This is a genomic window from Flavobacterium sp. DSR2-3-3 (genome assembly GCF_049896585.1).
Taxonomy (GTDB): domain Bacteria; phylum Bacteroidota; class Bacteroidia; order Flavobacteriales; family Flavobacteriaceae; genus Flavobacterium.
Map to the genome: position 1 here is coordinate 30,144 of NZ_JAFCUP010000007.1, position 25,417 is coordinate 55,560.

16 protein-coding genes and 1 tRNA gene are annotated in these 25,417 nt (G+C 35.2%); 10 read left to right on the forward strand and 7 right to left on the reverse strand.

The annotated features are described in order from the left end of the window. The first annotated feature begins 21 nt into the window (after positions 1 to 21). The 5 genes from ACP7AQ_RS10710 (at position 22) to ACP7AQ_RS10730 (ending at position 6,120) form a co-directional block, all read left to right on the forward strand. The gene (locus tag ACP7AQ_RS10710) at positions 22 to 885 is read left to right on the forward strand and encodes a cyanophycinase (protein WP_426095443.1); all 864 of its coding nucleotides are present in this window, start codon (positions 22 to 24) and stop codon (positions 883 to 885) included. Position 886: 1 nt separating this feature from the next. After that, positions 887 to 3,088 (forward strand): penicillin acylase family protein, encoded by a 2,202-nt coding sequence (locus tag ACP7AQ_RS10715; RefSeq protein ID WP_426095444.1) that lies wholly within the window; start codon positions 887 to 889, stop codon positions 3,086 to 3,088. A 111-nt stretch (positions 3,089 to 3,199) separates the two neighbouring features. Then, entirely contained in the window at positions 3,200 to 3,970 is a 771-nt protein-coding gene (locus tag ACP7AQ_RS10720) for a dienelactone hydrolase family protein (RefSeq protein WP_426095445.1), read from the forward strand. 101 nt (positions 3,971 to 4,071) lie between these two features. Beyond that, complete coding sequence (locus tag ACP7AQ_RS10725) at positions 4,072 to 5,085, forward strand: DUF3667 domain-containing protein (RefSeq protein WP_426095446.1); 1,014 nt, start codon at positions 4,072 to 4,074, stop codon at positions 5,083 to 5,085. Positions 5,086 to 5,088: 3 nt separating this feature from the next. After that, the gene (locus tag ACP7AQ_RS10730) at positions 5,089 to 6,120 is read left to right on the forward strand and encodes a M28 family metallopeptidase (RefSeq protein ID WP_426095447.1); all 1,032 of its coding nucleotides are present in this window, start codon (positions 5,089 to 5,091) and stop codon (positions 6,118 to 6,120) included. Positions 6,121 to 6,311: 191 nt separating this feature from the next. On the opposite strand, the gene ACP7AQ_RS10735 is transcribed toward ACP7AQ_RS10730, so the two are convergent. The 5 genes from ACP7AQ_RS10735 to ACP7AQ_RS10755 form a co-directional block, all read right to left on the reverse strand. Beyond that, positions 6,312 to 7,502 carry a PAS domain-containing sensor histidine kinase gene (locus ACP7AQ_RS10735; RefSeq protein ID WP_426065295.1) on the reverse strand — a complete coding sequence of 397 codons (1,191 nt, stop codon included), beginning with the start codon at positions 7,500 to 7,502 and terminating at the stop codon, positions 6,312 to 6,314. Positions 7,503 to 7,812: 310 nt separating this feature from the next. Further along, positions 7,813 to 7,888, reverse strand: a tRNA-His gene (locus ACP7AQ_RS10740). A gap of 74 nt (positions 7,889 to 7,962) precedes the next feature. Next, positions 7,963 to 8,679, reverse strand: a complete 717-nt coding sequence (gene bshB1, locus ACP7AQ_RS10745) for a bacillithiol biosynthesis deacetylase BshB1 (RefSeq protein ID WP_426092741.1) — start codon at positions 8,677 to 8,679, stop codon at positions 7,963 to 7,965. Positions 8,680 to 8,775: 96 nt separating this feature from the next. Then, positions 8,776 to 9,846 (reverse strand): isochorismate synthase, encoded by a 1,071-nt coding sequence (locus ACP7AQ_RS10750; RefSeq protein WP_426095448.1) that lies wholly within the window; start codon positions 9,844 to 9,846, stop codon positions 8,776 to 8,778. A gap of 127 nt (positions 9,847 to 9,973) precedes the next feature. Next, positions 9,974 to 10,411 carry a PaaI family thioesterase gene (locus ACP7AQ_RS10755; RefSeq protein ID WP_426095449.1) on the reverse strand — a complete coding sequence of 146 codons (438 nt, stop codon included), beginning with the start codon at positions 10,409 to 10,411 and terminating at the stop codon, positions 9,974 to 9,976. Positions 10,412 to 10,526: 115 nt separating this feature from the next. On the opposite strand from ACP7AQ_RS10755, the gene ACP7AQ_RS10760 reads away from it, so the two are divergent. The 5 genes from ACP7AQ_RS10760 (at position 10,527) to purL (ending at position 21,889) form a co-directional block, all read left to right on the forward strand. Further along, positions 10,527 to 12,053 (forward strand): hypothetical protein, encoded by a 1,527-nt coding sequence (locus tag ACP7AQ_RS10760; RefSeq protein ID WP_426095450.1) that lies wholly within the window; start codon positions 10,527 to 10,529, stop codon positions 12,051 to 12,053. Positions 12,054 to 12,289: 236 nt separating this feature from the next. Further along, the gene (locus ACP7AQ_RS10765) at positions 12,290 to 14,125 is read left to right on the forward strand and encodes an endonuclease (protein WP_426095451.1); all 1,836 of its coding nucleotides are present in this window, start codon (positions 12,290 to 12,292) and stop codon (positions 14,123 to 14,125) included. A 1,232-nt stretch (positions 14,126 to 15,357) separates the two neighbouring features. Further along, complete coding sequence (locus ACP7AQ_RS10770) at positions 15,358 to 16,959, forward strand: FAD-dependent oxidoreductase (RefSeq protein WP_426095452.1); 1,602 nt, start codon at positions 15,358 to 15,360, stop codon at positions 16,957 to 16,959. Positions 16,960 to 17,619: 660 nt separating this feature from the next. After that, the gene (locus tag ACP7AQ_RS10775; protein ID WP_426095453.1) at positions 17,620 to 18,033 is read left to right on the forward strand and encodes a hypothetical protein; all 414 of its coding nucleotides are present in this window, start codon (positions 17,620 to 17,622) and stop codon (positions 18,031 to 18,033) included. Between the two features lie 202 nt (positions 18,034 to 18,235). Continuing rightward, positions 18,236 to 21,889 carry a phosphoribosylformylglycinamidine synthase gene (purL, locus tag ACP7AQ_RS10780; protein ID WP_426095454.1) on the forward strand — a complete coding sequence of 1,218 codons (3,654 nt, stop codon included), beginning with the start codon at positions 18,236 to 18,238 and terminating at the stop codon, positions 21,887 to 21,889. Positions 21,890 to 22,981: 1,092 nt separating this feature from the next. On the opposite strand, the gene ACP7AQ_RS10785 is transcribed toward purL, so the two are convergent. Together ACP7AQ_RS10785 and ACP7AQ_RS10790 are read right to left on the reverse strand one after the other, a co-directional pair. Further along, positions 22,982 to 24,811 (reverse strand): adenylate/guanylate cyclase domain-containing protein, encoded by a 1,830-nt coding sequence (locus tag ACP7AQ_RS10785; RefSeq protein WP_426095455.1) that lies wholly within the window; start codon positions 24,809 to 24,811, stop codon positions 22,982 to 22,984. Further along, positions 24,811 to 25,254 (reverse strand): hypothetical protein, encoded by a 444-nt coding sequence (locus tag ACP7AQ_RS10790; protein ID WP_426065281.1) that lies wholly within the window; start codon positions 25,252 to 25,254, stop codon positions 24,811 to 24,813. The genes ACP7AQ_RS10785 and ACP7AQ_RS10790 overlap by 1 nt, the downstream gene beginning before the upstream one ends. Positions 25,255 to 25,417 lie beyond the last annotated feature (163 nt).

The following is a 25,417-nucleotide window of genomic DNA, read 5'->3' on the forward strand; positions in this document are numbered from 1 at the left end:
TTAATCTCCAAAAAATAATTCATGAAGGAACCGACTCACTCCCTACTCTATTTTAAATTTGTTATTGGCACGCTTTTATTTCTATCTTTTGGAACTTTGCAAGCTCAAAAATTGAAGGGAAAATTATTCATCATTGGAGGAGGACAACGTTCTGATGCAATGATGACACAATTAGTAAACCTATCTGAATTGCAAAAAAACGATTATATTGTCGTGTTACCAATGTCGAGCGAGGAACCGGACAGTGCTTACATTTATTTCAAAAAACAATTCGAAAAACTGACCACGAATCCAATTATTATGCTGAATTTCGACAAAACAACAGCTACAAATAAAGTATTGAACGATTCGTTGCAAAATGCCAAACTAATTTTCATCAGCGGAGGCGATCAATCTCGCTTCATGAACGTAGTGAAAAACACTCCTTTATATACAGCAATTCACCGTGCGTACGAAAATGGAAGTACAATTGCCGGAACAAGTGCAGGAGCCGCAGTTATGTGTGAACACATGATTACAGGAAATCAAAAATTAGAATCCAAATATAGCGAAACTTTTAACAATATTCGATATGACAATTTGGAAACAACTACAGGCTTGGGACTTGTCAAAAACGTAATTATCGATCAGCATTTTCTAAAAAGAAGCCGATATAATCGCTTACTGTCTGCTTTAGTTGAATTTCCAACTCATATCGGAATTGGCGTTGACGAAAGTACCGCCTTGATTGTTCGCAATAAAGAAATCGAAATTGTTGGCTCAAGCGAAGTTATTGTCGTTAAAAAACCAAAAGGAATCGCCAAATCTAAAAAAGAAAATTTAGTAAGTATCAAAAGCCTTGAAATGGCTGTTTACACTGAAGGTCAAAAATTTAAAATTCAATAAAATGAAATATTACAAGAATGATTTGCCATTAACAATTTTAGTTATTTGTTTTAGTTTTTCCATGTTTGCACAAAAGATATCAAATCAAGAAATAGAAAGACTAAAAAAACTATCGCAAAAAGTAACAATTATCAGAGACAACTGGGGAATTGCGCATGTATATGGCAAAACCGATGCAGATGCAGTTTTTGGAATGCTGTACGCGCAATGTGAAGATGATTTCAAACGGGTAGAAATGAATTATATCGAAAAACTGGGACGCCTTTCCGAAATCAAAGGACAGTCGGTTTTATATAATGATTTGGAAATAAAACTTTTGATTGATACCGAAGAAGCCAAAGCCGATTATAAAAAAGCAGCACCTTGGTTAAAAAAATTATTAAGCAGTTACGCGGACGGAATCAACTTTTACCTACACAATCACCCCGAAGTAAAACCCGCTTTGCTGACTCATTTCGAACCTTGGTTTCCATTACTTTGGACCGATGGAAGTATTGGAGCCATTAGTACCGCTGATCTTTCTACCGGAGAATTGAAAGCTTTTTACTCCGGAAACACCGATAAAGTGTCGTACATAGAACGTGAAAAAGATGTGCAAACAGGTTCTAACGGATTTGCAATTGCTCCATCAAAAACGGCGTCTGGAAATGCAATTTTATACATTAATCCGCATACCACTTTTTATTTTAGACCAGAAATACAAATGAGTAGCGAAGAAGGATTGAACGCCTATGGAGCAGTGACTTGGGGGCAATTTTTCATTTACCAAGGATTTAACGAAAATTGCGGTTGGATGCATACCTCGTCAAATGTGGATGTTGCGGATATATATGCTGAGAAAATAGTGACTAATAACAACAAACTATTTTACGAATACGACAACAAATTAGTTCCAGTTATCGAAAAAAAAATAATTATCAAGTATCTGGAAAACGGGAAACTCATTCCCAAAACATTCAATACGTATTATACCAATCACGGTCCAATCATGGCCAAAAGAGACGGAAAATGGATAAGCTTAAGATCGAATAATCGTTCGATGAAAGGACTGGAACAAAGTTGGGTGAGAACTAAATCGAAAAGTTTTGAAGATTATAAAAAGGCAATGGATTTGAAAGCCAATACATCAAACAACACCGTTTATGCCGATAAAGAAGGAAATATTGCATACTGGCATGGGAATTTTGTCCCAATTCGGGACAAAAAACTTAATTGGTCAAAAGTGATGGACGGCACAACACCAGCAACACAATGGAAAGGCTTACACGAAGTTTCAGAAACGGTTCATTCCTACAATCCCATAAACGGCTGGTTGCAAAACTGCAACTCTACACCATATACCGTGGCGGGTGATAACAGTCCAAAAGAAGAAAACTATTTACCGTACATGGCCCCGGACGGAGAAAGTTTTAGAGGACTAAATGCTGTTCGATTATTGAGTAAAGGCAATCAGTATACATTAGACAAAGTAATTACTGATGGTTACGACACGAAACTGACGGCTTTCGAATTTTTAATTCCATCGTTGATTTCCAGTTTTGAGAAAAATATCACTGCCGCAGATCCGCTTTACGCAGCACTATTAGAACCGATAACCCTTTTGAAAAATTGGGATTATTACAGCAGGGAAAATTCTGTCGCAACAACCTTAGCTGTGGAATGGGCTTATAAATTAGATCCAATTATTCAAAAAGTATACACTAATGAAGGAGAATTGGACCAAGTAGAGAACACCCGTAATTTTGCGAAAAATGCTTTTCCAAATCAATTGATTCCGCAATTGCAAATGGTGGTAAACGAAATGAAAATTAAATTTGGAACTTGGCAAATTCCTTGGGGAGAAATCAACCGTTTCCAGAGAACTTCCGGTGAAATAACAATGGTTTGTGACGATGCTTTGGAAAGTTTACCTATCGGATACGGACCGGCGCTTTGGGGAAGTTTACCCGCTTTTAAAAGCAACTATCAAAAAAATACTAAAAAACGCTACGGAACTAACGGCAACAGTTTTGTGTGCGCAGTCGAATTTGGATCTAAAATAATAGCTAAGTCTTTACTGGCAGGTGGAAACAGCGGTGATTTAAAATCAAAACATTTTTACGATCAGGCTGAAATGTACCAAAAAGGACAATTTAAAAACATATTATTCTATAAAGAAGACGTGCAAAAAAATGCCGAAAAGACCTACCATCCGGGAGAATAATTGCTGTACTCTTGATAATAAGAATTAAAAATACTGTCATAAGATAAAAAAATCAAAGTCTTAATTTTAGGACAAATTAATTGAGACATTTGTAAAAATAAAAAATACAATATGAAAAATATTTTCTTTACCTTTTTAGGGTTATTATTATTTTCCAGTAGTGCATTTGCACAATTAAAAGCCGTAAAATACACGGATGGAAATCAAAAATTAAATGGACTTTCAACTGGTCCCAAAAAAGGAAGCAAAACCAAACCCGGAATTTTAATCATTCCCGCTTGGAAAGGAATCGATACGCATTCCAAACAATCAGCAGAAAAACTGTCAAAAATGGGCTACTATGCGTTTGTGGCAGATATCTATGGTGAAGGAAACTACCCAACTAACACACAAGAGGCTGCTAAACAAGCTGGTTTTTACAAAAGTAATATAGCGAATTATCAACTACGCATACAATTGGCTTTGGATCAGTTAGTGAAAGCGGGTGCTAACCCAGACAATATTGTAGTGATTGGATACTGTTTTGGGGGAACAGGAGCACTTGAAGCGGCGAGAGCAGGAATGAAAATTCAAGGTGCAGTTTCTTTTCACGGAGGTTTAGGTCGTGATGCTTCCCGAATAAACAATCCAATAACTGCAGAGATATTAGTATTACACGGCGCAGATGATACGTATGTTCCAGCTGCAGAAGTAGCCGCATTTCAAAAAGAAATGAGAGATAGTAAAGCAGACTGGGAAATGATTTATTACGCAAATTCAGTACATGCCTTTACTGAAATAGAAGCTGGAAACGATAATTCAAAAGGTGCCGCTTATAACGAAAAAGCTGCTAAACGTTCGTGGGAGCGTATGAATTCTTTCCTAAAAGAAGTTTTAAAATAACGCAGAAAATATAAGTTTTTAAAAACAGTATAAGTTCGGTTTTTTTGTTAGATTTATAAATTAAAATGTAACAAAAAATCTGGAATTTATACTGTTTGTTTATGTCTAAAAGTAAAATCCGAAACGACAAAACCTGCCTTAACTGCAGATACTTAGTAGAAAATAAATTCTGTCCAAATTGTGGACAAGAAAACACTGATACCCGAAAGACGTTTTACCATCTCTTTATTCACTTTTTTGAGGATTTAACACATTATGAAAACGCTTTTTGGCGCACCATAAAAAATCTTTTATTCAAACCTGCCGCACTAACTAAAGAATACCTTTCGGGAAAACGATTGTCTTATTTGGCTCCAGTTCGATTGTATATCTTTATAAGCTTTATCACTTTTTTATTGATTACCATTTTCCCAAGTGAGATCAATTCCTCCGAAAATACGGGCGAAAAGGTTTCTAGCATTACCACTAAAAATAAATCATTTCAAAATATTTTATCTAAAAATGATTCCATTAAAAAGAACCAAACGGATTCAGAAGAAGAAGATCACTTATTTAATTTTGGATACGCCTCCGTGGAACAACTGGACTCTATCCAAAAAAATGCTCCGGAATCAGAAAAGCTATCTGATTTCAGTTATTGGATAATTAAAAAATTCCAATTAGTTAAAGAGAAAAACACACAAAGCGAAATTATTGAAAAATTCGTTCGCACCTTCACCCATAATTTACCCAAAGTTCTGTTTGTATTCATGCCAATATTTGCTTTTTTTCTATGGCTTTTCCATAATAAAAAACGCTGGTATTACTTTGATCACGGTATTTTTACCTTACATTACTTTTCCTTTTTACTACTAATTTTTTTGTTACTGTTCCTCATTAACAAAGGACTGACACCAATTTCAGAATCGAGTTTCATTTCTCTAATTCGGTTTCTGGTTAATTTTATTGGTATCGGATGGATGATATATTATTTCTATCCCGCGCATCATCGTTTTTATGGTGAAACCCGCTTAATATCTTTCTTAAAAAGCAGTTTGTTATTTTTTATTAACTTCGTGCTGATTATTATCATATTATCAATCTTTGTTATTTACACCTTTATTAATTTACATTAAAAAATGAAAAAAATCCCTTTATTAGGTTTCATGGTCGCATTAACCATAAGCTGTACTACTCAAAAAATAAGTATTACTCAAAAAGTAAGTACCACTCATGTTGACCCAACAAATTACATGAATACAATTACCGCTGAAGAACTAAAAACACACCTGTACATCGTAGCTTCAGACGAAATGGAAGGCCGCGAAACTGGTTCAGCAGGTCAGAAAAAAGCGGGCGTTTACCTTGTCAATCAATACAAAAAAAACGATATCAGCTTCCCTACCGGAGCTTCTGACTTCTACCAAAAAATTCCGGCTGCTTTTCTGAACGGTAAGCGCAATGAAAATTTACCGGATTCAGAAAACGTTTGGGCTTACATTGAAGGTTCTGAAAAACCAAATGAAGTCGTGGTAGTTTCAGCCCATTACGATCACGTGGGTACAAAAAACGGAGAAATTTATAACGGTGCCGATGATGATGGTTCTGGGACTGTTGCATTGTTAGAAATTGCGCAAGCCTTCCAAATGGCTAAAAAAGCAGGACATGGTCCAAAACGTTCTATCCTTTTTCTTCATGTTACCGGCGAGGAACACGGGTTACATGGTTCCCGTTACTATTCTGAAAATCCGTTGTTTCCGTTAGCAAACACCATTACTGACATCAATATTGATATGATAGGCCGTCGTGATGAAGCCCACGCCGACAGCAATAATTATGTTTATGTAATTGGCGCAAACCGATTATCAACTGATTTACACAACATTTGCACCATCGCAAACACTAAATACACGCAACTTAATTTAGATTATAAATACAACAATCCTAAAGATCCAAACCATTTTTATGAGCGTTCGGACCACTACAACTTTGCTAAAAATGGTGTTCCATCTGTATTCCTTTTCAACGGAGTTCATGCTGATTACCACAAACCAACGGACAGCGCGGACAAAATTGAATACGATGCGTTAACCAAAAGAGCTCAATTTGCGTTTGTAACCGCCTGGGAACTGGCAAACCGCGCCGAAAGACCTATTGTGGACAAAAAATAGATTGAATATTTGGGCACATCTGCGCTTTCACTAACGTTACAGCGTGGTCGGGCTATACGTTACAATCTTTATTGTCTCGTTAAAAAACAAGACAATAAAGGATTTCCACTGATATCCCTTGTGCATAACCCATAAAAAAAGAGCTTTGAAGTGATTCAAAGCTCTTTTTTTATAAACTAATAAAACTAAACTTACGCGTCAAATTCTATTTTATCCGCACTGTCAATTTTATACAAAGATTCCTCAATAGGCAATGTAAAATAAAATGAAGTCCCGTTTCCTTCAACACTTTCAACCCATATTTTACCGTCATTTCGCTCTAAAAATCCCTTGACCAATAAAAGTCCAATTCCGGCACCTTTGTTATCTTTCCTTGCTTTAGATAGCGTACTCATTTGGGGAGTAAAAAGTTTCTCTTGCACCTCTTTAGACATTCCCGTTCCGGAATCCTTTATTTGAATTATGGCAATTTCAGCCTCAATTTTCGCCAAAATGATAATTTCCCCGTCAGGTAACGAATGCTTAATAGCATTAGAAACAATATTTTGAAAAACAGAAAAAAGCATTTTCCCATCTGCAAAAACAGTGGTATTAGCTTCAATTTCATTAATAAGATGTATGTTGTTTAAAGATGCCGATTCCTTCAAAGATTTAAAAACTTTTTGTACATAATCAAAGAGATTAATTTTTGACGGAGAAAATACTTCCGAGGCATATTTTATTCTGGCCCATTCCACTAGATTGTCTAGCATGTTTAATTCATCTACCGCGGTTTTGTGAAGCAAATTAAGCATTTCTTTTGCCTTGGTGGTTTCTAATCGGTCTAGGTTTGTTTTCAAATATTCTGCCGTTCCAATAATTCCAGACAACGGACTTCTTAAATCATGGGAAACAATTGCAAGAACGTTCTCTTTGTGCGAGTTAAGATCTTCCAGTTCTTTTATATATTTTTTTATGGCATCCTCAGATTTCTTTCTCTCAGTCAAATCCCGCAGGATTTTTACGTAACCTAACATCTCACCATCGATTCCAATCAGCGGGAAAACCAAACCATTAGCATAAAATTCACTTCTGTCCTTACATATATGCCACCTGTTATCAGTAGCTCTTCCCTCTATTAATGCCGCTTTAATTTCTGTTTGCGGAATACCATTTTTTATATCTTCATCAGTAAAAATAATATCAAAATGCTGTCCTATAACTTGGTCTGGCTCATAACCAAATATTTTGGTCGAACCGGAACTCCAGCTATTAATTATAAAGTCATTGTCAAGAGTAAAAATCGAGTAATCATGTAAACTATCTATTATTTGGCTATAAAATTCGGCAGTCGGAACGTAATTGGTTTTAAGAATTTTAGTATTGATTTTCTCGTTTTTCATTAAATTATGTAAATAATATTTAAAATTTTGAAAGTATATATTCGTTTGATTTAACTACGTAATGTGCCCAAAGATACACAAAAGAAAACACGTTTTATGTAAAACAACTATTATAACCCGAAACAAGAATGTCTGCCCGGAAAACTACAACGGCACCGGGGTTACTGGTGAAATCGTAAGTAGTATATTTAAGTGCAATGCCGTCTTCATTCCCTTTTACAATATTCACGCCAATAAAATAATTGCTATACTTTCACGAAACTTTATCCCACAAAAAAAGCCCCGAATTTCTTCGAAGCTTTTGCTTTCTGGGTGGAAGACGGGGCTCGAACCCGCGACCCTCGGTACCACAAACCGATGCTCTAACCAACTGAGCTACAACCACCATTTGCTTAGCGGTGGCAAATATACGACATAAGTTTACTTCTGCAAATATTTTTTTTGTAAAATTACATGAAATTTACATTAAATCTCCTAAGCTATTGACTGCCAAATATCTTTCTACAGTAAATCCTTCCGCATGATCTACTCCGGTGAGCCTTCCTAAATCTCTGGATCGGTAATTCAGGCTTTCCAGGAAGTTTTTACTCGAAATTGGTGACTCCGGTTCATTAGAATTTGCATCATAAAACTGTGAACCGTAAGCCAAAATCGACTCAATTTTTTTATCGGTGAAACCAGTAATATCAACAACGAAATCTGGCTCTATGTTTTTCCATTGTATGTAATGATACACTAATTTTGGTCGCCAGGCCTTTTGCTGCTCTCCTTCCAATGAAGTTTCAATCTTTATTAATCCAGACAAGAAGCAGGCATTCGAAACCAATTTGCTTCCCTTTGCATGATCGATATGACGATCATCTATCGCATTGCACAAAACAATTTCCGGTTGATACTTGCGAATCATTTTTATAATTTCCAATTGGTGCTTTTCGTCATTGACAAAAAAACCATCGCGCATTTCTAAATTTTCACGCGCTGAAACACCAAGGATTTTTGCAGCAGCATTTGCTTCCTGATCTCTTATTTCAGCTGAACCGCGAGTTCCTAATTCTCCACGGGTCAAATCAATAATTCCAACCGTTTTCCCTAAAGAGATTTCTTTCAAAATGGTTCCTGCACAACCCAATTCAACATCATCAGGATGCGCACCAAAAGCAAGTATATCTAATTTCATCTAAAATTTATTTAATATTTTTTACTTAAAGGTTAAAGACGCAAATGAACTGCGACCTTTAACTCTTTATTTTGTCGCTTCTGCAACAAAGATTAATTACTGCAAATTCAATATTTTTTTCATTGTGACAGATTTATTGACACTTTCTTTCCACTCTTTTTCAGGAATACTGTCCTTTGTAATACCACAGCCCATATACAAATGTGCTTGATTGTCTTTAATTTGCATGCATCGCAAATTGACAAACAAATCGGACTTTAATTCTTTATTATTATATCCTTGCTTGTTTAATTCCCCTAAAAAACCGGTGTAATATTCTCTATCGTAGCCTTCATTTTCAATAATAAAATCTTTGGCAGACTCTTTTGGCAATCCGCATACGGCGGGTGTTGGATGTAAAACGGAAACGACTTGTTTCAAATTTGAATTCTCATTCATCACCCCTTCAATATCTGTTTTAATATGAGCTAAAGTTCCCGCTTGTGCGGTGTAAGGGCTTGAAACGGAAACTTCTGAAGTTAGATCTTTAAGATTATTTAAAATAAAATCGGTTACAAACTGCTGTTCCTCCATTTCCTTTTTCTCCCAAACTACTTCTTTCGCACCTTGAATTTTTTGCGTTCCCGCTAATGACATTGTTTCGAAATTATTATTATTGGACTTCAATAATCGCTCTGGCGTAGCGCCCATCCATAATCCTATTTTAGGATGAAACCAACAATAGCAAAAAGCAGTTGGATAGCTTTGAATTAATTTTTCGAAAATTAAAACTAAATCAAAATTTAACAAATCAACTGTTTCTTTCCTTGATACAACCACCTTTTTTAGAGTTCCTTCTGCGATTGCATCAATCCCTTTTTGAACAAGGTTTTCAAAATTTTCTTTAGCTTGACTATCTTCTGAATCTGTAAAATTTGAGTCTTGATTTTCTTCCAAAAAAGTAATCAATTCTTCCCATTTTACAGATTGATTTTTAGGTATGAGTATTCTTTGACTGCCTTCAAAAGGAGCAAAAACAAAACCAGTTTCTTCAAAATTTTCAGCAAAATATAAATGGTCATTGTTCTGAAAAAAACCTACTAGTTTAATATCATTTGGTTTTCTGTACAACACAAACGGCAAATTCTGAGCTTTTTGTTGCTTTACTTTTATAAAAAAATCAATCATCTTTAATTTATTAAAATATAAAATTCATTAAAACTCTAAGTGTTATTATTTGCTTGATTTTTTAAAAAATTACAGTAGTCAAGTTTTCCCAAAGCTGTTTTTTTGGGTTTAGCTTCATTTGCTTTCATTACTTATCTCCGTTTTTTCTTTTTGGCAAAACCATGTTCGTCAACTTACAAAGTGAGATTAAATTATTGTTTTCATCAGTAATTCGTATTTCCCAAAGATGAATGCTTCGTCCCTTGTGAACAATCGTAGCGGTTGCCGTTACAATTCCGTCCCGTTTTGCTTTCAAATGATTGGCTGAAATTTCGATACCGCGAATTTCACTTAGCTCGGAATTAACATATAGCATTGAGGCGGCACTGCCTACACTCTCTGCTAAAGCCACTGAAGCCCCGCCATGCAACAATCCCATTGGTTGATGCACGGACGAATTCACGGGCATTGTGGCAACTAAAAAATCTTCTCCTGCATCAGTATATTCAATATTCAATGTTTGCATTAAGGTATTTTTAGAAACGCGATTGCAATATTGAAGTATTTTTTCTTTGTCGAATGTCATGTTATTGGCTTTTAAAATGTAAAATTAAATAAAAGATAAGTCACAAAATAGTAATTACAATTGTTATTCTAATTCCGAAATAGATTTTTCCTATTTTTACAAAAAATCTAACGAAATGCGTCCTATCCCATTACTACTTTTTATTGGAATAATGCTTTCAATTTTTTCCTGTCGTTCCGATTTTGAGACTGTAACAAGTACTGGCGATTTGAAATTTTCGAAAGACACTATTTATTTAGATACCGTTTTCTCTAATATTGGTTCCAGCACGTACCGACTTAAAGTGTACAACAATAGCAAGAATGACATCACTATTCCAAGTATAAAATTAGGAAAAGGATTAAACTCAAAATACAGAATTACCGTTGATGGATTGCAAGGGACAAATGGCAAAATTTTCAGTAATGTGGATCTTTTAGCCAAAGACAGTTTATATATTTTCATTGAAACTACCGCTAATATCGCCGATGCTAACCCAAACGATTTTTTATACACCGATAAAATTCAGTTTGACAGTGGCGAAAATCTTCAAAATGTAGAATTGGTCACGCTGATTCAAGATGCTGTTTTCTTGTATCCAAAACGTTTTGCCGATGGAACGACTGAAACACTCCCACTAGATACCGAAAAAATTGAGGGATTTTACCTTGATGAAAATGATCCTGTAAATGGAAATGAATTGCAGTTTACCAATGATAAACCGTATGTGATTTATGGTTATGCTGCGGTTCCTTCTAACAAAACAGCCACTTTTGAAGCAGGAACCCGAGTTCATTTCCATGCAAATTCCGGACTCATTGTAGCCAATAATGCTTCCATAAATATTAATGGAACTCTGTCAATAACGGATAAACTAGAAAACGAAGTTATATTTGAAGGCGACCGTTTAGAACCGGATTTTTCGGATGTGCCAGGACAATGGGGAACTATTTGGCTTTCTGATGGTTGTACCAATAATACTTTTAATCATCTCACCATTAAAAATGCTACCATTGGTTTATTGATTCAAAACAATGACGGCACTACAGTTTCTGTCAAAAATACCCAAATTTACAACAGCAGCAACTACGGAATTTTGGCGCAGACCGCAAAAATTAAAGGTGAAAATATAGTCATCAATAATGCAGGATTAGCCAGTTTAGCCTGCACTTACGGAGGAAATTATTCATTTATACATTCTACCTTTAATAATAACTGGAACAGCTCTCAACAAGTGGCGGTTTTAGTGAGCAATTATATTTTGGGAGCAGTTCCAGAAGTGAAAAATTTAACCGCTGCGACGTTTAACAACTGCATTATTTATGGTTCATATTCAAACGAAATGAGTTTAACCAAAAAAACCGGAGCCGCTTTTGAATACCAATTCAACAATTGCCTGATTAAATTTGATAATGTTGCCAACCAATTCATGACAAATCCCGATTATCAATTCAATACGGATACGGCGCATTACAATGCGATACTTTTGAACAAGGATCCCAAATTCTTCAATATTTCAAGAAACAAATTTAATATTGACGAAACTTCTGCCGCTTTCGCAAAAGGGAATTCGGCGTATTTAATTTCTTTGGATATTATAGGAAAAACGAGAACTTTCCCGCCGGATTTAGGTGCGTACCAAAACAAAGCTTTTCCAAAATAAATCACTTTGAATGCCGATATGTCACGTCAGTAAACAGTTTATTGCAAAACTAAAAATTGAATTACGACCGCACAAAATGGTACTAATTATGTTAAAAAATTCACAAGTATCTTGATAATTCCTTAACATAAACCACTTAAAAAGTTATAAATTTGCATGTCTTCACTATTTTAAAATTTGAAAATCAAGTTTTACAATCGGAAACTAACCCCAATAACCTAAAACAGTTTTAATTTATGAAAAAAATCTACTCAGTCTTATTATTCCTCATCGTTACAGTTAGTATAGCCCAGATACCAAGTGGCTATTACACGACCGCTACCGGAACTAGTTACACCTTAAAAACACAATTGTACAACATCATCAAAGGCCATACAGATAATGGGTATGCGGGATTATATACTATTTATCAAACCTCAGACAGAGATTATTATTATGAAAATGATGCTACGATATTAGACATGTATTCTGAAAATCCATCAGGAACAGATCCTTACACTTATTCCGCCGGCACCACTCAAAGATGCGGCACCTACAGCGTAGAAGGCGATTGCTATAATAGAGAACACATTATTCCGCAGTCTATTTTTGGTTCAGCAGCTCCGATGGTTTCAGATGCCCATTTTATCACACCAACAGACGGTAAAGTAAACGGTCAACGTTCTAATTACCCACACGGACCAGTGACTTCTCCAACGTGGACCTCCAGAAACGGCAGTAAACTTGGATCCAGCACAACTGCTGGTTATTCCGGACCTATTTTCGAACCTATCAATGAATTTAAAGGTGATATTGCCCGAATGTACTTTTATTTTGCCACACGATATGAGAATACTGTTGCTGGTTATTCTTACGCGATGTTCAATGGCACTAGCAATCAGGTTTTTACCACTTCATTTTTAAACTTATTGATCACTTGGCACAATCAAGATCCGGTTAGCACAAGAGAAATTGCCCGCAATGACGCTATATATAGTTCCCAAAACAATAGAAATCCATATATTGACCATCCGGAATATGTACAATCCATTTGGAACCCAACCGCTGATGCACAAGTCCCTACAACTCCAGCAAATTTAGTAGCTAGCGGAACAACATCAAATTCAGTTACATTAAGCTGGACAGCTTCCACTGACAATATAGGAGTGAGTGGCTATAATGTATACATGAACAATGCTTTAAAAACAACTGTAACAAATACAACAACAACTATTACTGGACTACCCGCTTCTACTGCCTTCTCTTTCTTTGTAAAAGCTAAAGATGCCGCAGGAAATATCTCTGGCGCAAGTAACACGGTAAATGTGACAACTGCTGCAGCAAGCAGTGCAATTGCAACCGATTTATTATTTTCAGAATATATTGAAGGTTCCTCAAACAACAAAGCGTTGGAAATTTCGAATGCAACTGGCGCAGCGATCAACTTATCGATTTATACCGTCAAAAAACAAACAAACGGTGCCGGTGCCTGGAGTACAGGGTTAAGTCTAACAGGAACTTTGATTACCGGAAGTAAATTCACTATTGTAAATAATTTAATGGCGTCCAGTTGTTATCCTACCTCATCTGCAAACCTTTCTACAGCGGCAACTGAAATGACTTTTAATGGAAATGATGCTTTAGGCTTATTCAAAAACGGAATCTTAATTGATATCATTGGAACTTTTAACGGTGGAACGGCAAACTTTGCTGCGGATCAAACAATAAGAAGAAAATCTACCGTTACAGCACCAACGACTACTTTCAACAAAACGACCCAATGGGATTCTTACACTTCTGATACCTGTAACAATTTAGGAAGCCGCATGGCCGAAAACGCGCCAAAAACCAGTATTGCTTTGGATATAAATGATATCGCCCTCTATCCAAATCCATCCAATGGAAATTTTTCTATAAACAATTCGAATAAAATATACTCCATCGAAGTTTATTCGATAACCGGTCAGAAGATTTTCGAAGAAAAAAACAGCACTAAAGCAGAAATTACACTGCCCAATAGTGCGAAAGGAACGTACTTAGTTCGGGTTACTGTGGATTCAAATTCAGTCATTAAGAAATTAATAATCAATTAATAAAAAAAGCGGCAAATTGCCGCTTTTTTTTGTTCTAATTATAAAAAAATTTGTTTTTATTTTAAAAAAAAGATGCCTTGACTCTGTATTTCAAAATCGCTTTTAGGTTTCTTTTCTTTTATTATAATCTATAAGAAGACTATGACTGCGGTATTTGAAATGTTTTGAAGTGTTCATTTACTTACTTATTGTAATATATTGATCTAAAACTTTTTGAGTGTTCTTCATTCTGTTAATGTGTAATTCACATCTGTTTTAATTGTAAATTGACCTGTCAATTCGGTAACTAAACCCGTCTAAATATACTTTTTATAAGCCCAAGAAAAAGTACTTCTCAACCAAGATTTTTACTTGATGAATTATAGTATTTAATTCTTTTGAAGATTTTCCTTTGTCACTTTTTATCTGTTTCAAAATAAACCCTTTTTTTAACGGATTATTTCCAGTCTATTTGTCTCTTTTTATTGTCGCAGATTTAGATATATATTTATCAAATATTTTATGTAATTCTTTGCATGAATAATCTTCAAGTAGGTTAAATATACTTTTTTGATTTCGCCAGTATGATTTGTTTCAACGGCGATTATCAACATCTTTTTTTTTGAATCATTACTTCTTTATTGCTTGCGCTCTTCTTTTCCACCCAAAACAAATTAATCAGTAAAAACCTGATAAATCACTGGTTGTGGAACACTACTTACCTTACTAATTGTAACTTTTTTAATGAAATTAGTAGCCGAAGTGTTACTGATTTTTAATCGTTTTTTCGTTTGTTTCGTCGAGAAATCTTTTGTGGTTGCACTCCTCTCAAAAACAATTGTAAATGCTTTTCATAAACCAAATCGAACTCTGTGAAAAATAGTATTTCCAATTGGACTTTCAATATGATGGCACGCGTTACGTTCTCTGGCAAAATTCTTCAAAAAAACAGTAAATTTTGTGCGATTGCATTTTACGGATATAACCTTTATTTCAAATTTATCTATGCCAAATATTTTAAACGATCAAAATTTGGTTTGAACATTTGGGTATATTTTAAAATACATTTTTCTACACATTTTTTGTTACTTTAAACATAAATCAAACAATAAGTAATTATCTCAATACCTCCAAATAATTTAAATTGTAACAAAATTTTGAATATTATAATTTATTTAATAAATTATATAACACTCTAACAATCAGTTATATATATCTTTGTTAAATGTAAAAAATTAACGAAACAAATACAAATGGAAACGTCTACTCATACCTCCGAGTTCGAAGATGGAACTGTAACTTCTGGAACTAATCTTTCATATTGGTTTTCTTCCAATATAAAGACGCTAACTTTTGAGAAATTAAGCCAAAATATTGATACAGATATTTTAGTGATAGGAGGCGGCATTGCAGGACTGACTACTGCATACTGTCTTGCAAAGTCGGGACGTAAAGTAATTTTAGTGGAAGACGGATACATCGGAAGCGGTGAAACTGGAAGAACTACCGCTCACCTTACTTGTGCGCTTGACGATCGCTATTTTGAATTGGAAGAAAATTTCGATGTACAAGCTGCAAAATTAATAGCTAATAGTCATATGGCTGCAATTGAATGGATAGCCAATACTGTAGAGGATCATAATATTGATTGTCATTTTAAAAGAGTGGATGGTTATTTGTTTTTAAGTTCTTCTGACACAGTAGAAACTTTGGAAAAAGAATATGAAGCAACAAAACGTGCAGGACTAACTACAGAGATGTTGAATTATATCCCATCTGTAGTTTCGGAAAACAGCAATTTGTGTATCAAATTTTCTGATCAAGCACAATTCCACATACTGCTTTATCTTACCGGTTTGGCAGAAGCTTTTATAAGCTTAGGAGGAAAAATATATACACAAACAAAAGCAGAAAACATTACGGATCAGGGCGCTACTGCAAACGGTTTTACAGTAAAAGCAAATCACATTGTAGTTGCAACCAACACGCCAATTAACTACTGGATAACTATGCATACTAAACAATGGCCTTATCGGTCCTATGTTATAGGTATCAAAATTCTGAAAGGAAAACTCCCTTACGCATTATGGTGGGATACTGGCGATATGAGTTCAAAATGGATCGTAAAACCTTACCATTATGTCCGTTTAGAAGAATATGACGAACAGTATGACTTGTTGATTGCCGGTGGTGAAGACCATCGCACGGGGCAGGCAGATGACGAAAACATTAACGAAGAAGACCGCTATGCGAAATTGGAAAATTGGACGAAAAAACATTTTCCTGTAACTGGAGCTGTTGAATTCAAATGGTCAGGTCAGGTGATGGAACCTCTTGATTCGTTGGCATACATTGGCAAAAATCCCGGGGAAGATAACATTTACATTATCACCGGCGATTCCGGTAACGGTATGACACATGGAACACTTGGGGGAATAATTATTAACGATATAATTACCGGAAAAGAAAATCCTTGGATTGAAATATATAGCCCCTCTCGCATTAGCCTAAAAAAAACTGGTGATTACCTGCACGAGGTTGGAAACATGGTTGCGCAATTTGCTGACTGGGTTGTTCCGGAAGATATAAAGGAAGTAACCGATTTAAAACCAGGAGAAGGAGGGATAATTTCAGTAGGGTTAAAAAAAATAACGGCCTATCGTGATGAACAAAATAATCTTCATACCTGTTCTGCAGTATGTCCTCATTTAGGTGCTATACTGCAATGGAATGCCGATGAAAAAACATTTGATTGTCCAATGCACGGCTCCCGTTTCACAAAATTAGGTAATGTGATAAATGGACCGGCATCATCAGATTTAAAAAAAATTACACATAATGAGCCTAAAATCTAAAAATTATAATTTACGATTCGTTAGAAAGACTCCATTGATAATACTGGAGTAAGTGGAGACTATGTGTACGTAAACAGTGCTTTAAAAACAACTGTAATCACTCCATCAACAACTATCAATTTACTAACTGGTTCTACTTCCTTAACCGTTGAGTGTAATTAAATTTGTTTAATTTTTTAACCACATAGAAAAATAGATTTTAAAATTATTTAAGGCGTTTCACTTTTTTAGAGAAAATCATAGTTATGTGAATCCAAAAATTGGGCTGTCCAACTCTTTTTTTTTATGTTTCTATGTGGTTCAATTTTTTTATTTAAGATTAATTGAAATTTTCAATAATTACACCCAACGGGTACTTCCTTCTCTTTTTTTATAAAAGCTAAAGATGCCGCCGGAACTATCCCTCTAGAAAGTAACATAGTAAATTTAACAACTTCTGCAGTGGGCGGTTCAACTGCAACGGACTTATTATTTTCTGAAAATATTGAAGGTTCCTCAAACAATAAAGCGTTGGAAATTTCGAATGCAACTGGCCCAGCGATCGACTTATCAATTTATAGCATCTAAAAACAAACGAACGGTTTCTCCGCTCGGATTATAGGGTTATATTTAACAGGAACTTTGAATAACGGGAGTAAATTCACTATTGTAAATAGTTTAATGGCCTCCATTTATTATCCTTTATCCTCTGCAAACCTTTTTACAGCTGAAACTGCAATGACTTTTAACAGAAATGATGCCGTAGATTTATTCAAAAACGAAGATTTAATTGATATCACAGGAACTTTTAACGGCGGAACGACAAACTTCGCAGCGGATCAAACCATCAGAAGGAAATTTTCCGTTACTTCTCCAACTACTACTTTTAATAAAACAACGCAGTGGGATTCTTACACTTCTGATACGTGTAACAATTTAGGACGTCGCATGGCCGAAAACGTGCCAAAAACCAATAGTGCATTGAATATAAACGATATCGCACTCCACCCAATGGAACTTTCTTTATCAATAATTCGAATAAAATATATGCTATCGAAATTTATTCTATTATTGGTTAGAAAATTTTCAGCGTAGAACACAGTATCAAATTAGGAATTACTTTACCAAATAGTGTAAAACGAACGTACTTGGTTCGAGTTAGCATCGGTGCGCATTCGGTAATAAAGAAATCAATAATTAAATAATTGGGAAAGCGACAAATTTGCCGCTTTTTTTATACCCAAAATTTAATCTTAATTGACTAAATTTGCACCGCAATACAACAAACTACACAACAATGATCCATTTCTTTGAAAACCAAAGCAAAACTGTTTTTGCAGTACAAACGCAAAACGAAATTTCGGCTCAAGACATTTCAAAACTCAACTGGCTTTTTGCCGATTCAAATAAAATAGAAAAATCCGTACTGACGGATTTTTTTGTTGGTCCTCGCGCCACAATGATAACGCCCTGGAGCACTAATGCTGTGGAAATCACGCAAAATATGGGGGTTTCGGGAATCATCAGAATTGAAGAATTTCACAAAGCAACCGCTGATTTCTTTGATTTTGACCCAATGCTTTCGCAAAAATACGCCGAGTTGAATCAAGACATTTTTACTATCAATGTTTTGCCGGAAGCTATTTTGGATATCGACGATATTGCTGCTTACAACAAAAAAGAAGGATTGTCTTTAAGTCCGGAAGAAGTAGCATATTTGGATACTTTAGCGATTAAATTAGGACGAAAATTAACGGATTCTGAAATTTTTGGTTTCTCACAAGCCAATTCAGAACACTGTCGCCATAAAATCTTCAACGGAAAATTCATCATTGATGGTGAAGAAAAAGAGTCGTCTTTATTCAAATTAATCAAGAAAACATCACAGGAAAATCCGAATAATATTGTTTCGGCTTACAAAGACAACGTTGCTTTTGTAAAAGGGCCTCGGGTACAACAGTTTGCTCCGAAAAGCGCTGATAAACCTGATTTTTACGAAATAAAAGAATTTGATTCGGTTATTTCATTAAAAGCAGAGACACATAATTTCCCGACAACCGTTGAGCCTTTCAACGGAGCTGCAACGGGTTCTGGTGGCGAAATTCGGGATCGTTTAGCAGGTGGACAAGGTTCTTTGCCAATGGCGGGAACAGCAGTCTACATGACATCATATTCTCGTTTAGAAGAAAACAGACCGTGGGAAAACGGTATGACCGAAAGAAAATGGTTGTATCAAACCCCAATGGATATTTTGATTAAAGCTTCCAACGGAGCTTCTGATTTTGGAAATAAATTTGGACAACCGTTAATTACAGGTTCTATCCTGACTTTCGAACACGAAGAAGACGCACGCAAACTAGGTTTCGACAAAGTAATTATGCAAGCGGGTGGAATTGGTTACGGAAAATTAGACCAAGCAATTAAGAAAAAACCACAAACAGGGGATAAAATTGTTATTCTTGGTGGGGAAAATTATAGAATTGGGATGGGTGGAGCTGCAGTTTCTTCAGCAGATACGGGCGCTTTCAGTTCAGGAATTGAATTGAACGCGATTCAACGTTCGAACCCAGAAATGCAAAAACGTGCTGCCAATGCCATTCGTGGTTTGGTAGAAAGCGATATCAATCCAATTGTTTCTATTCACGATCACGGCGCTGGCGGACATTTAAACTGTCTTTCAGAATTAGTGGAAGATACTGGTGGATTAATTGATTTAGACAAATTGCCTGTGGGAGATCCTACCCTTTCGGCAAAAGAAATCATTGGTAACGAATCTCAGGAAAGAATGGGACTGGTTATTTCGAAGGAAAACATCGATTTATTGCAAAAAATTGCCGACCGCGAACGTTCTCCGATGTATCAAGTGGGAGACGTAACTGGAGATCACCGTTTTACTTTCGAATCAAAATCAACAGGTGCCAAACCAATGGATTTCGCTTTGGAAGACTTTTTTGGAAGTTCCCCAAAAGTGGTAATGACGGACAACACAATCAAAAGAAATTATACTGATTTAGTATACGATAAAAAGAACATCACCACGTATTTAGAGCAAGTCCTTCAACTGGAAGCAGTGGCTTGTAAAGACTGGTTGACCAATAAAGTGGACCGTTGTGTAGGTGGTAAAGTGGCTAAACAGCAATGCGCAGGACCTTTGCAATTGCCATTGAACAATTGTGGTGTAATGGCCTTGGATTACCAGGGAATAGAAGGAGTTGCCACTTCATTAGGTCACTCTCCTGTTGCAGCATTGATTGATCCCGTTGCCGGGAGCAGAACTGCGATTGCAGAAGCATTGTCTAACATCGTTTGGGCTCCAATAAAAGATGGTTTAGACGGAATTTCACTTTCGGCGAACTGGATGTGGGCTTGTAAAAACGAAGGGGAAGATGCGCGTTTATATGCAGCAGTTCAAGGTTGTTCTGATTTTGCAATTGAATTGGGAATCAATATTCCAACAGGAAAAGATTCACTTTCAATGAAACAAAAATATCCAAATGAAGAAGTAATCGCACCGGGAACGGTAATTATTTCAGCAGGTGGAAATTGTACCGATATTAGAAAAGTAGTAGAACCCGTTTTACAAAGAGACGGCGGTTCTATTTATTATATCAATTTGTCACAAGATGATTTCAAATTAGGTGGTTCTTCGTTTGCGCAAACGTTGAATACTATTGGAAAAGAAGTACCAACGATTAAAGACGCTGCATTTTTTAAAAGAGCGTTCAATACAATACAAGAATTAATTTTAGACAACAATATTCTTGCAGGACACGACATTGGAAGTGGTGGTTTGATTACTACTTTACTGGAAATGTGTTTTGCCGATGTGAATTTGGGAGCTACAATAGACTTCTCCGTTTTCGAAGAAAAAGACATCATCAAATACCTTTTTGCTGAAAATATCGGAATTGTTTTCCAAGCAAAATCAGATGCTGAAGTGGAATCTAAATTAAACGCCAATAACGTTTCTTATTACAAATTAGGAACAGCTACAAATGAAGCGACTTTAGATTTTGGTCCTTATACATTAGACATCGCTAAATACAGAGATGTTTGGTTCAAAACTTCGTTTTTATTAGACCAAAAACAATCAAAAAACGGGGCGGCTCAGGCACGTTTTGACAATTATAAAAACCAAGCGTTACAGTATACTTTTCCAACATATTTTACAGGAAAAAAACCAGTTATCGACAATTCTAAACCGCGTCCTAAAGCAGCTATTATCCGTGAAAAAGGAAGTAATTCGGAACGCGAAATGGCAAACGCGATGTACTTAGCCGGTTTTGATGTAAAAGATGTTCACATGACCGATTTGATTTCAGGTCGTGAAACTTTGGAAGACATTCAATTTATTGGTGCTGTTGGTGGATTCTCTAATTCTGATGTTTTAGGTTCTGCCAAAGGTTGGGCCGGAGCATTTTTATACAATGAAAAAGCAAAAACAGCTTTAGATAATTTCTTTAAAAGAGACGACACCTTAACTGTTGGAATTTGTAATGGTTGCCAATTGTTCATGGAATTGGAGGTAATTAATCCGGAGCATGAAATTCACGGAAAAATGTTGCACAACGAAAGTAATAAACACGAAAGTATTTTTACATCGGTAACAGTGCAGGAAAACAATTCGGTGATGCTTTCTTCATTAGCAGGAACCACGCTTGGAGTTTGGGTTTCGCATGGTGAGGGTAAATTCAATTTGCCAATGGGCGAAGAAAACTATAATATTGTTTCTAAATATGCCTATGAAGGTTATCCTGCTAATCCAAACGGCTCTCATTTTGATGTTGCCATGCTTTGCGACAAAACGGGACGTCATTTGGTCATGATGCCGCACATTGAGCGTTCTACGTTCCAATGGAACTGGGCACATTACCCAAAAAATAGAAATGATGAAGTTTCACCTTGGCATGAAGCTTTTGTTAATGCCAGAAAATGGATGGACAAAAAATAAGTGGAAAAATAGATTTCACAAAAGCGTTCCTGGATAAGGAGCGCTTTTTTATTACCAAACAATCTTAAAATTTGATATAAAGGAAACAACTGCATTGCACAGCAACAATGCGTTCACGAACTTTAAATTATAATTTTATTTTTTTTTAAATCACCTTCTACACTTCTCATTTTCAACGAAAACATCCATTTAAATCAGAGGCTTGATTACGTACTTTGCAACGTAGATTTTTAAAAATAAATTTTTGGACTATTCAAAAAAATACGAAAAGATCGAAAAAGCTGCGCCTAGTTTAAACGAATAAGCCAGAGCTCTTTGCACACGAGCGTCAAAGAAAATAATATTGTATAAGCCATAAATACAAAACTTCGGCTCTAAGTACTAATGCAAGCTTGTATACATCAGTTTGGGGACTTACAATGTATAAGTGAACTTAAATTTTACAGCATTCAAATTACCAATAGCTGTGCCAGATATATGATTAAATAAATTCATTGCCAAGCTTCACCTATTTAACACTTGCACTATTTTAATTCAAAAACAATTACTTAAATCCAATTGTGCTATCTGATTTACCATGCTAAGTGATTTATTTGCTTACAGCAGAATTACAAATGCGCCATATAAAAAAACATAAATTTGTTTAATGTAAATCATTACAAACATTGATAATAATTTATGAAAAAAAAATACCACTTTTGTAACTAGTTAATTAAAACAATCGCTCAGCTGAACAAAAGAATAATTAAGTATTTAATGAGTGGGTTAAAAAAAATTGTTGATGGAATTGCTGTATGTCTTAACGTGCTAAAAATTTGCACTGTATTATTTTGCTTTTCTAATATTTTGAATTAGTAAACAAATAGTAGAACATTAACGATGAAGACAGATGCCTATTGTATTCGCTTAACTTTTAAACAACTAAAAGTTGAGCGGAGCAATTCCTTTTCCTCCATCAATGCCAAAATTTATGAATTAATAAATACAAAAATACTACATACACGGCTTGTGGCTGTTTTATAGTTTTTTAATTAATTTGCTAAATTCACAGCTTGTAAAAAAACTTGACAAGAGAATTATTTTTAAATTACTTTAGGTTGTTTTATGCTTACAATCATCTACGAAGTACATTTTCATTATTCCTCTATTTTTTACTTCAATTTCTCCTCTATAATTACAATCAAAGGCATCTTTGATCAACTGATAGGTATTCTCAGATATATTAATTTTCCCTGGTTGTGAATTAGATTCCATGCGCGACGCTATGTTCACCGTGTCTCCCCAAATATCGTACGCAAATTTCTTAGTTCCAACTACTCCCGCCACGACCGGACCGGAATTAATTCCGATACGAATTTCAAAACGGGTATCATTCAGAGGATTATTCTTTTTAGAATCCGCAACAAATTCGGCAATTTCAAATGCGGCATGCACCATTTTACATGCATGATCTGCTGTTGGAAACGGTAATCCTGACGCGCACATGTAACAATCACCAACTGTTTTGATTTTTTCTAATTTATATTTTTCCATAATTTCATCAAATTTCGAAAAATAGTAATCTACACTTTCTACTAATCTTTCTGGCGATAGCTTTTCTGCATAATTTGTAAATCCCTCGAAATCTGTAAATAATACGGTAACCGATTCAAATTTTTTGGCTAGTACTTTTCCGTTTTGTTTTAATTCATTAGCTGTTTCTTCCGGTAGAATATTAAGAAGTAGGTGATCTGATCGATTCTTTTCCTCTTCAATAATAACATTGGTTTTCTTTATAAATTTATAGCGTCTGTACATTCCAAAAGCAAGTAAAAAAACGAGTGCCGCTGAAACAGCAGAAGAAATCGCCATAATCTGACTCATTTTTTTTCCTTGGTTTAGCAAGTCGACTTCCGATTGTTTCTGAGAAACTTCATAATCTGTTCGCAAATCAGCCATTTGTTGAACTGATTTGAGGTTAGTGACACTATCCCTGTATGCAATGTGATTCTTATAATATTTAAAAGATTCAGCCGTATTTCCTGCTTTTTGATACAGTTTTGAAAGTTTAAGATTGGAATTACTGATTTGATCTTTCAGCCCATATCTTTGGGCTAACTCCAGACTTCTGCGGGCATAGTTGAGTGCAGTAGTCCAGTCATTTTGTTTTAAATAAATATCAGACATGTAAGTCAGGTAATCTGAAATCGCATAGTAATCTTTGAGTTCTTCAAGCATTTTTATGGCTTCACTAATATACTTCTTTGCCAAAGCATCCCTTCCCTGCTCCGCATACACCATCCCTATATTTCCTAAATTGTAGGCAGTACCGCTCAAGTAATTAGCTTTTTTAAAAATCTCACCTGACTCTTTAAAATAGCGCAATGCTAAATCATATTTCTTGTTTTTTGAATATTCGTCTCCTGCGTTGAGTAACGCCGTTGCTAAGCCAACAGGATTATCCGCTTTTCTTAATAACTTGATTGCTTCACCGTAATACTTTTGGGCATTTGTAGAATTTCCCATCACTGAATATACATCTGCAATAGAAGAATATGCGGTTCCTTGGCCAATAACGTATTGGACCTTAGTTGCTGCTTCTTCACTTTTAAAAAAAGCGTCCAAAGATTTATTCAACTCTCCTGTTAATCTGAGTTTATTCCCCTTTTGAAAATAACCCCTATGCAGGTATAAATAGTTTTTTTCTAATTTTGAAAGTGTGATAAGTTCCTCCGCATATTTTAAAGACAATTTGAGGTTGTTGACTTCGTTAAAAGACAAATTCCGAAGTAATTCTAATTTTTCATAATTTGAAAGATTCCCTTTCTGATAAATTTTCACAAGGCTATCCGCGACTTTTTGCTCTTGTGCTAAAATACTCACCTGAAAAAAAAACACAAAAAGAGAAATTCTAAAAGAATATTTTAAAAAGTGTAATTCCATTATGGATTTATGGCTAATTTTGGATCAATACTAAAACTTTTTAACGAATTACCGGAATTATAAACACTAAAATTGATTGTGTAAATATCTAACTGGCCCCTCAAATTAGTATTATTTTTGACATTGGCGGATGCGTTTCCGGATCTTCCACCTGTTCCACTAATGGTAGTATTATCGAAGAAATTTACATCACTGATCTCCGATTTGTAAACAATACTGTCGATTGCCACTGAATAGGCACGATCATTTGAAACAGCAACCCACCTTACGTTATAATCGATAAACACAAATGATTTAAAATCTTCTAAAGTTCCATTTGAAGATTTTCCAGAATTATCATCCGATAATGCGCAACAGCTGTCAACTTGATTTTTCGATGGAGCATTCATTCCAAAAAGATTAGCGGTTTGCACCGTCAATGTGATAACTACAGGCTTTGCCATGATTGCTATATTTAAAGGTTAGGAAATTCTATTTTAAAAAACTATCGGTTTAAAAATGGTTGGGGAAACCAAAGAATAAAAAATGCGGTAACTATCTAATTATTAGACAAATATAATAATATATTCTCTAAAATTAAGTAGTACATTTAAAGGATTATAATTC

Coding starts and splice junctions, on each gene's coding strand:
- ACP7AQ_RS10710 (WP_426095443.1), top strand. CDS start 22: ATGAAGGAACCGACTCACTCCCTACTCTATTTTAAATTTGTTATTGGC.
- ACP7AQ_RS10720 (WP_426095445.1), top strand. CDS start 3,200: ATGAAAAATATTTTCTTTACCTTTTTAGGGTTATTATTATTTTCCAGT.
- ACP7AQ_RS10790 (WP_426065281.1), bottom strand. CDS start 25,254: ATGGCAAAGCCTGTAGTTATCACATTGACGGTGCAAACCGCTAATCTT.
- ACP7AQ_RS10735 (WP_426065295.1), bottom strand. CDS start 7,502: ATGAAAAACGAGAAAATCAATACTAAAATTCTTAAAACCAATTACGTT.
- ACP7AQ_RS10775 (WP_426095453.1), top strand. CDS start 17,620: ATGGCCTCCATTTATTATCCTTTATCCTCTGCAAACCTTTTTACAGCT.
- ACP7AQ_RS10760 (WP_426095450.1), top strand. CDS start 10,527: ATGCGTCCTATCCCATTACTACTTTTTATTGGAATAATGCTTTCAATT.
- bshB1 (WP_426092741.1), bottom strand. CDS start 8,679: ATGAAATTAGATATACTTGCTTTTGGTGCGCATCCTGATGATGTTGAA.
- ACP7AQ_RS10755 (WP_426095449.1), bottom strand. CDS start 10,411: ATGACATTCGACAAAGAAAAAATACTTCAATATTGCAATCGCGTTTCT.
- ACP7AQ_RS10770 (WP_426095452.1), top strand. CDS start 15,358: ATGGAAACGTCTACTCATACCTCCGAGTTCGAAGATGGAACTGTAACT.
- ACP7AQ_RS10725 (WP_426095446.1), top strand. CDS start 4,072: ATGTCTAAAAGTAAAATCCGAAACGACAAAACCTGCCTTAACTGCAGA.
- ACP7AQ_RS10715 (WP_426095444.1), top strand. CDS start 887: ATGAAATATTACAAGAATGATTTGCCATTAACAATTTTAGTTATTTGT.
- ACP7AQ_RS10730 (WP_426095447.1), top strand. CDS start 5,089: ATGAAAAAAATCCCTTTATTAGGTTTCATGGTCGCATTAACCATAAGC.
- ACP7AQ_RS10785 (WP_426095455.1), bottom strand. CDS start 24,811: ATGGAATTACACTTTTTAAAATATTCTTTTAGAATTTCTCTTTTTGTG.
- ACP7AQ_RS10750 (WP_426095448.1), bottom strand. CDS start 9,846: ATGATTGATTTTTTTATAAAAGTAAAGCAACAAAAAGCTCAGAATTTG.
- ACP7AQ_RS10765 (WP_426095451.1), top strand. CDS start 12,290: ATGAAAAAAATCTACTCAGTCTTATTATTCCTCATCGTTACAGTTAGT.
- purL (WP_426095454.1), top strand. CDS start 18,236: ATGATCCATTTCTTTGAAAACCAAAGCAAAACTGTTTTTGCAGTACAA.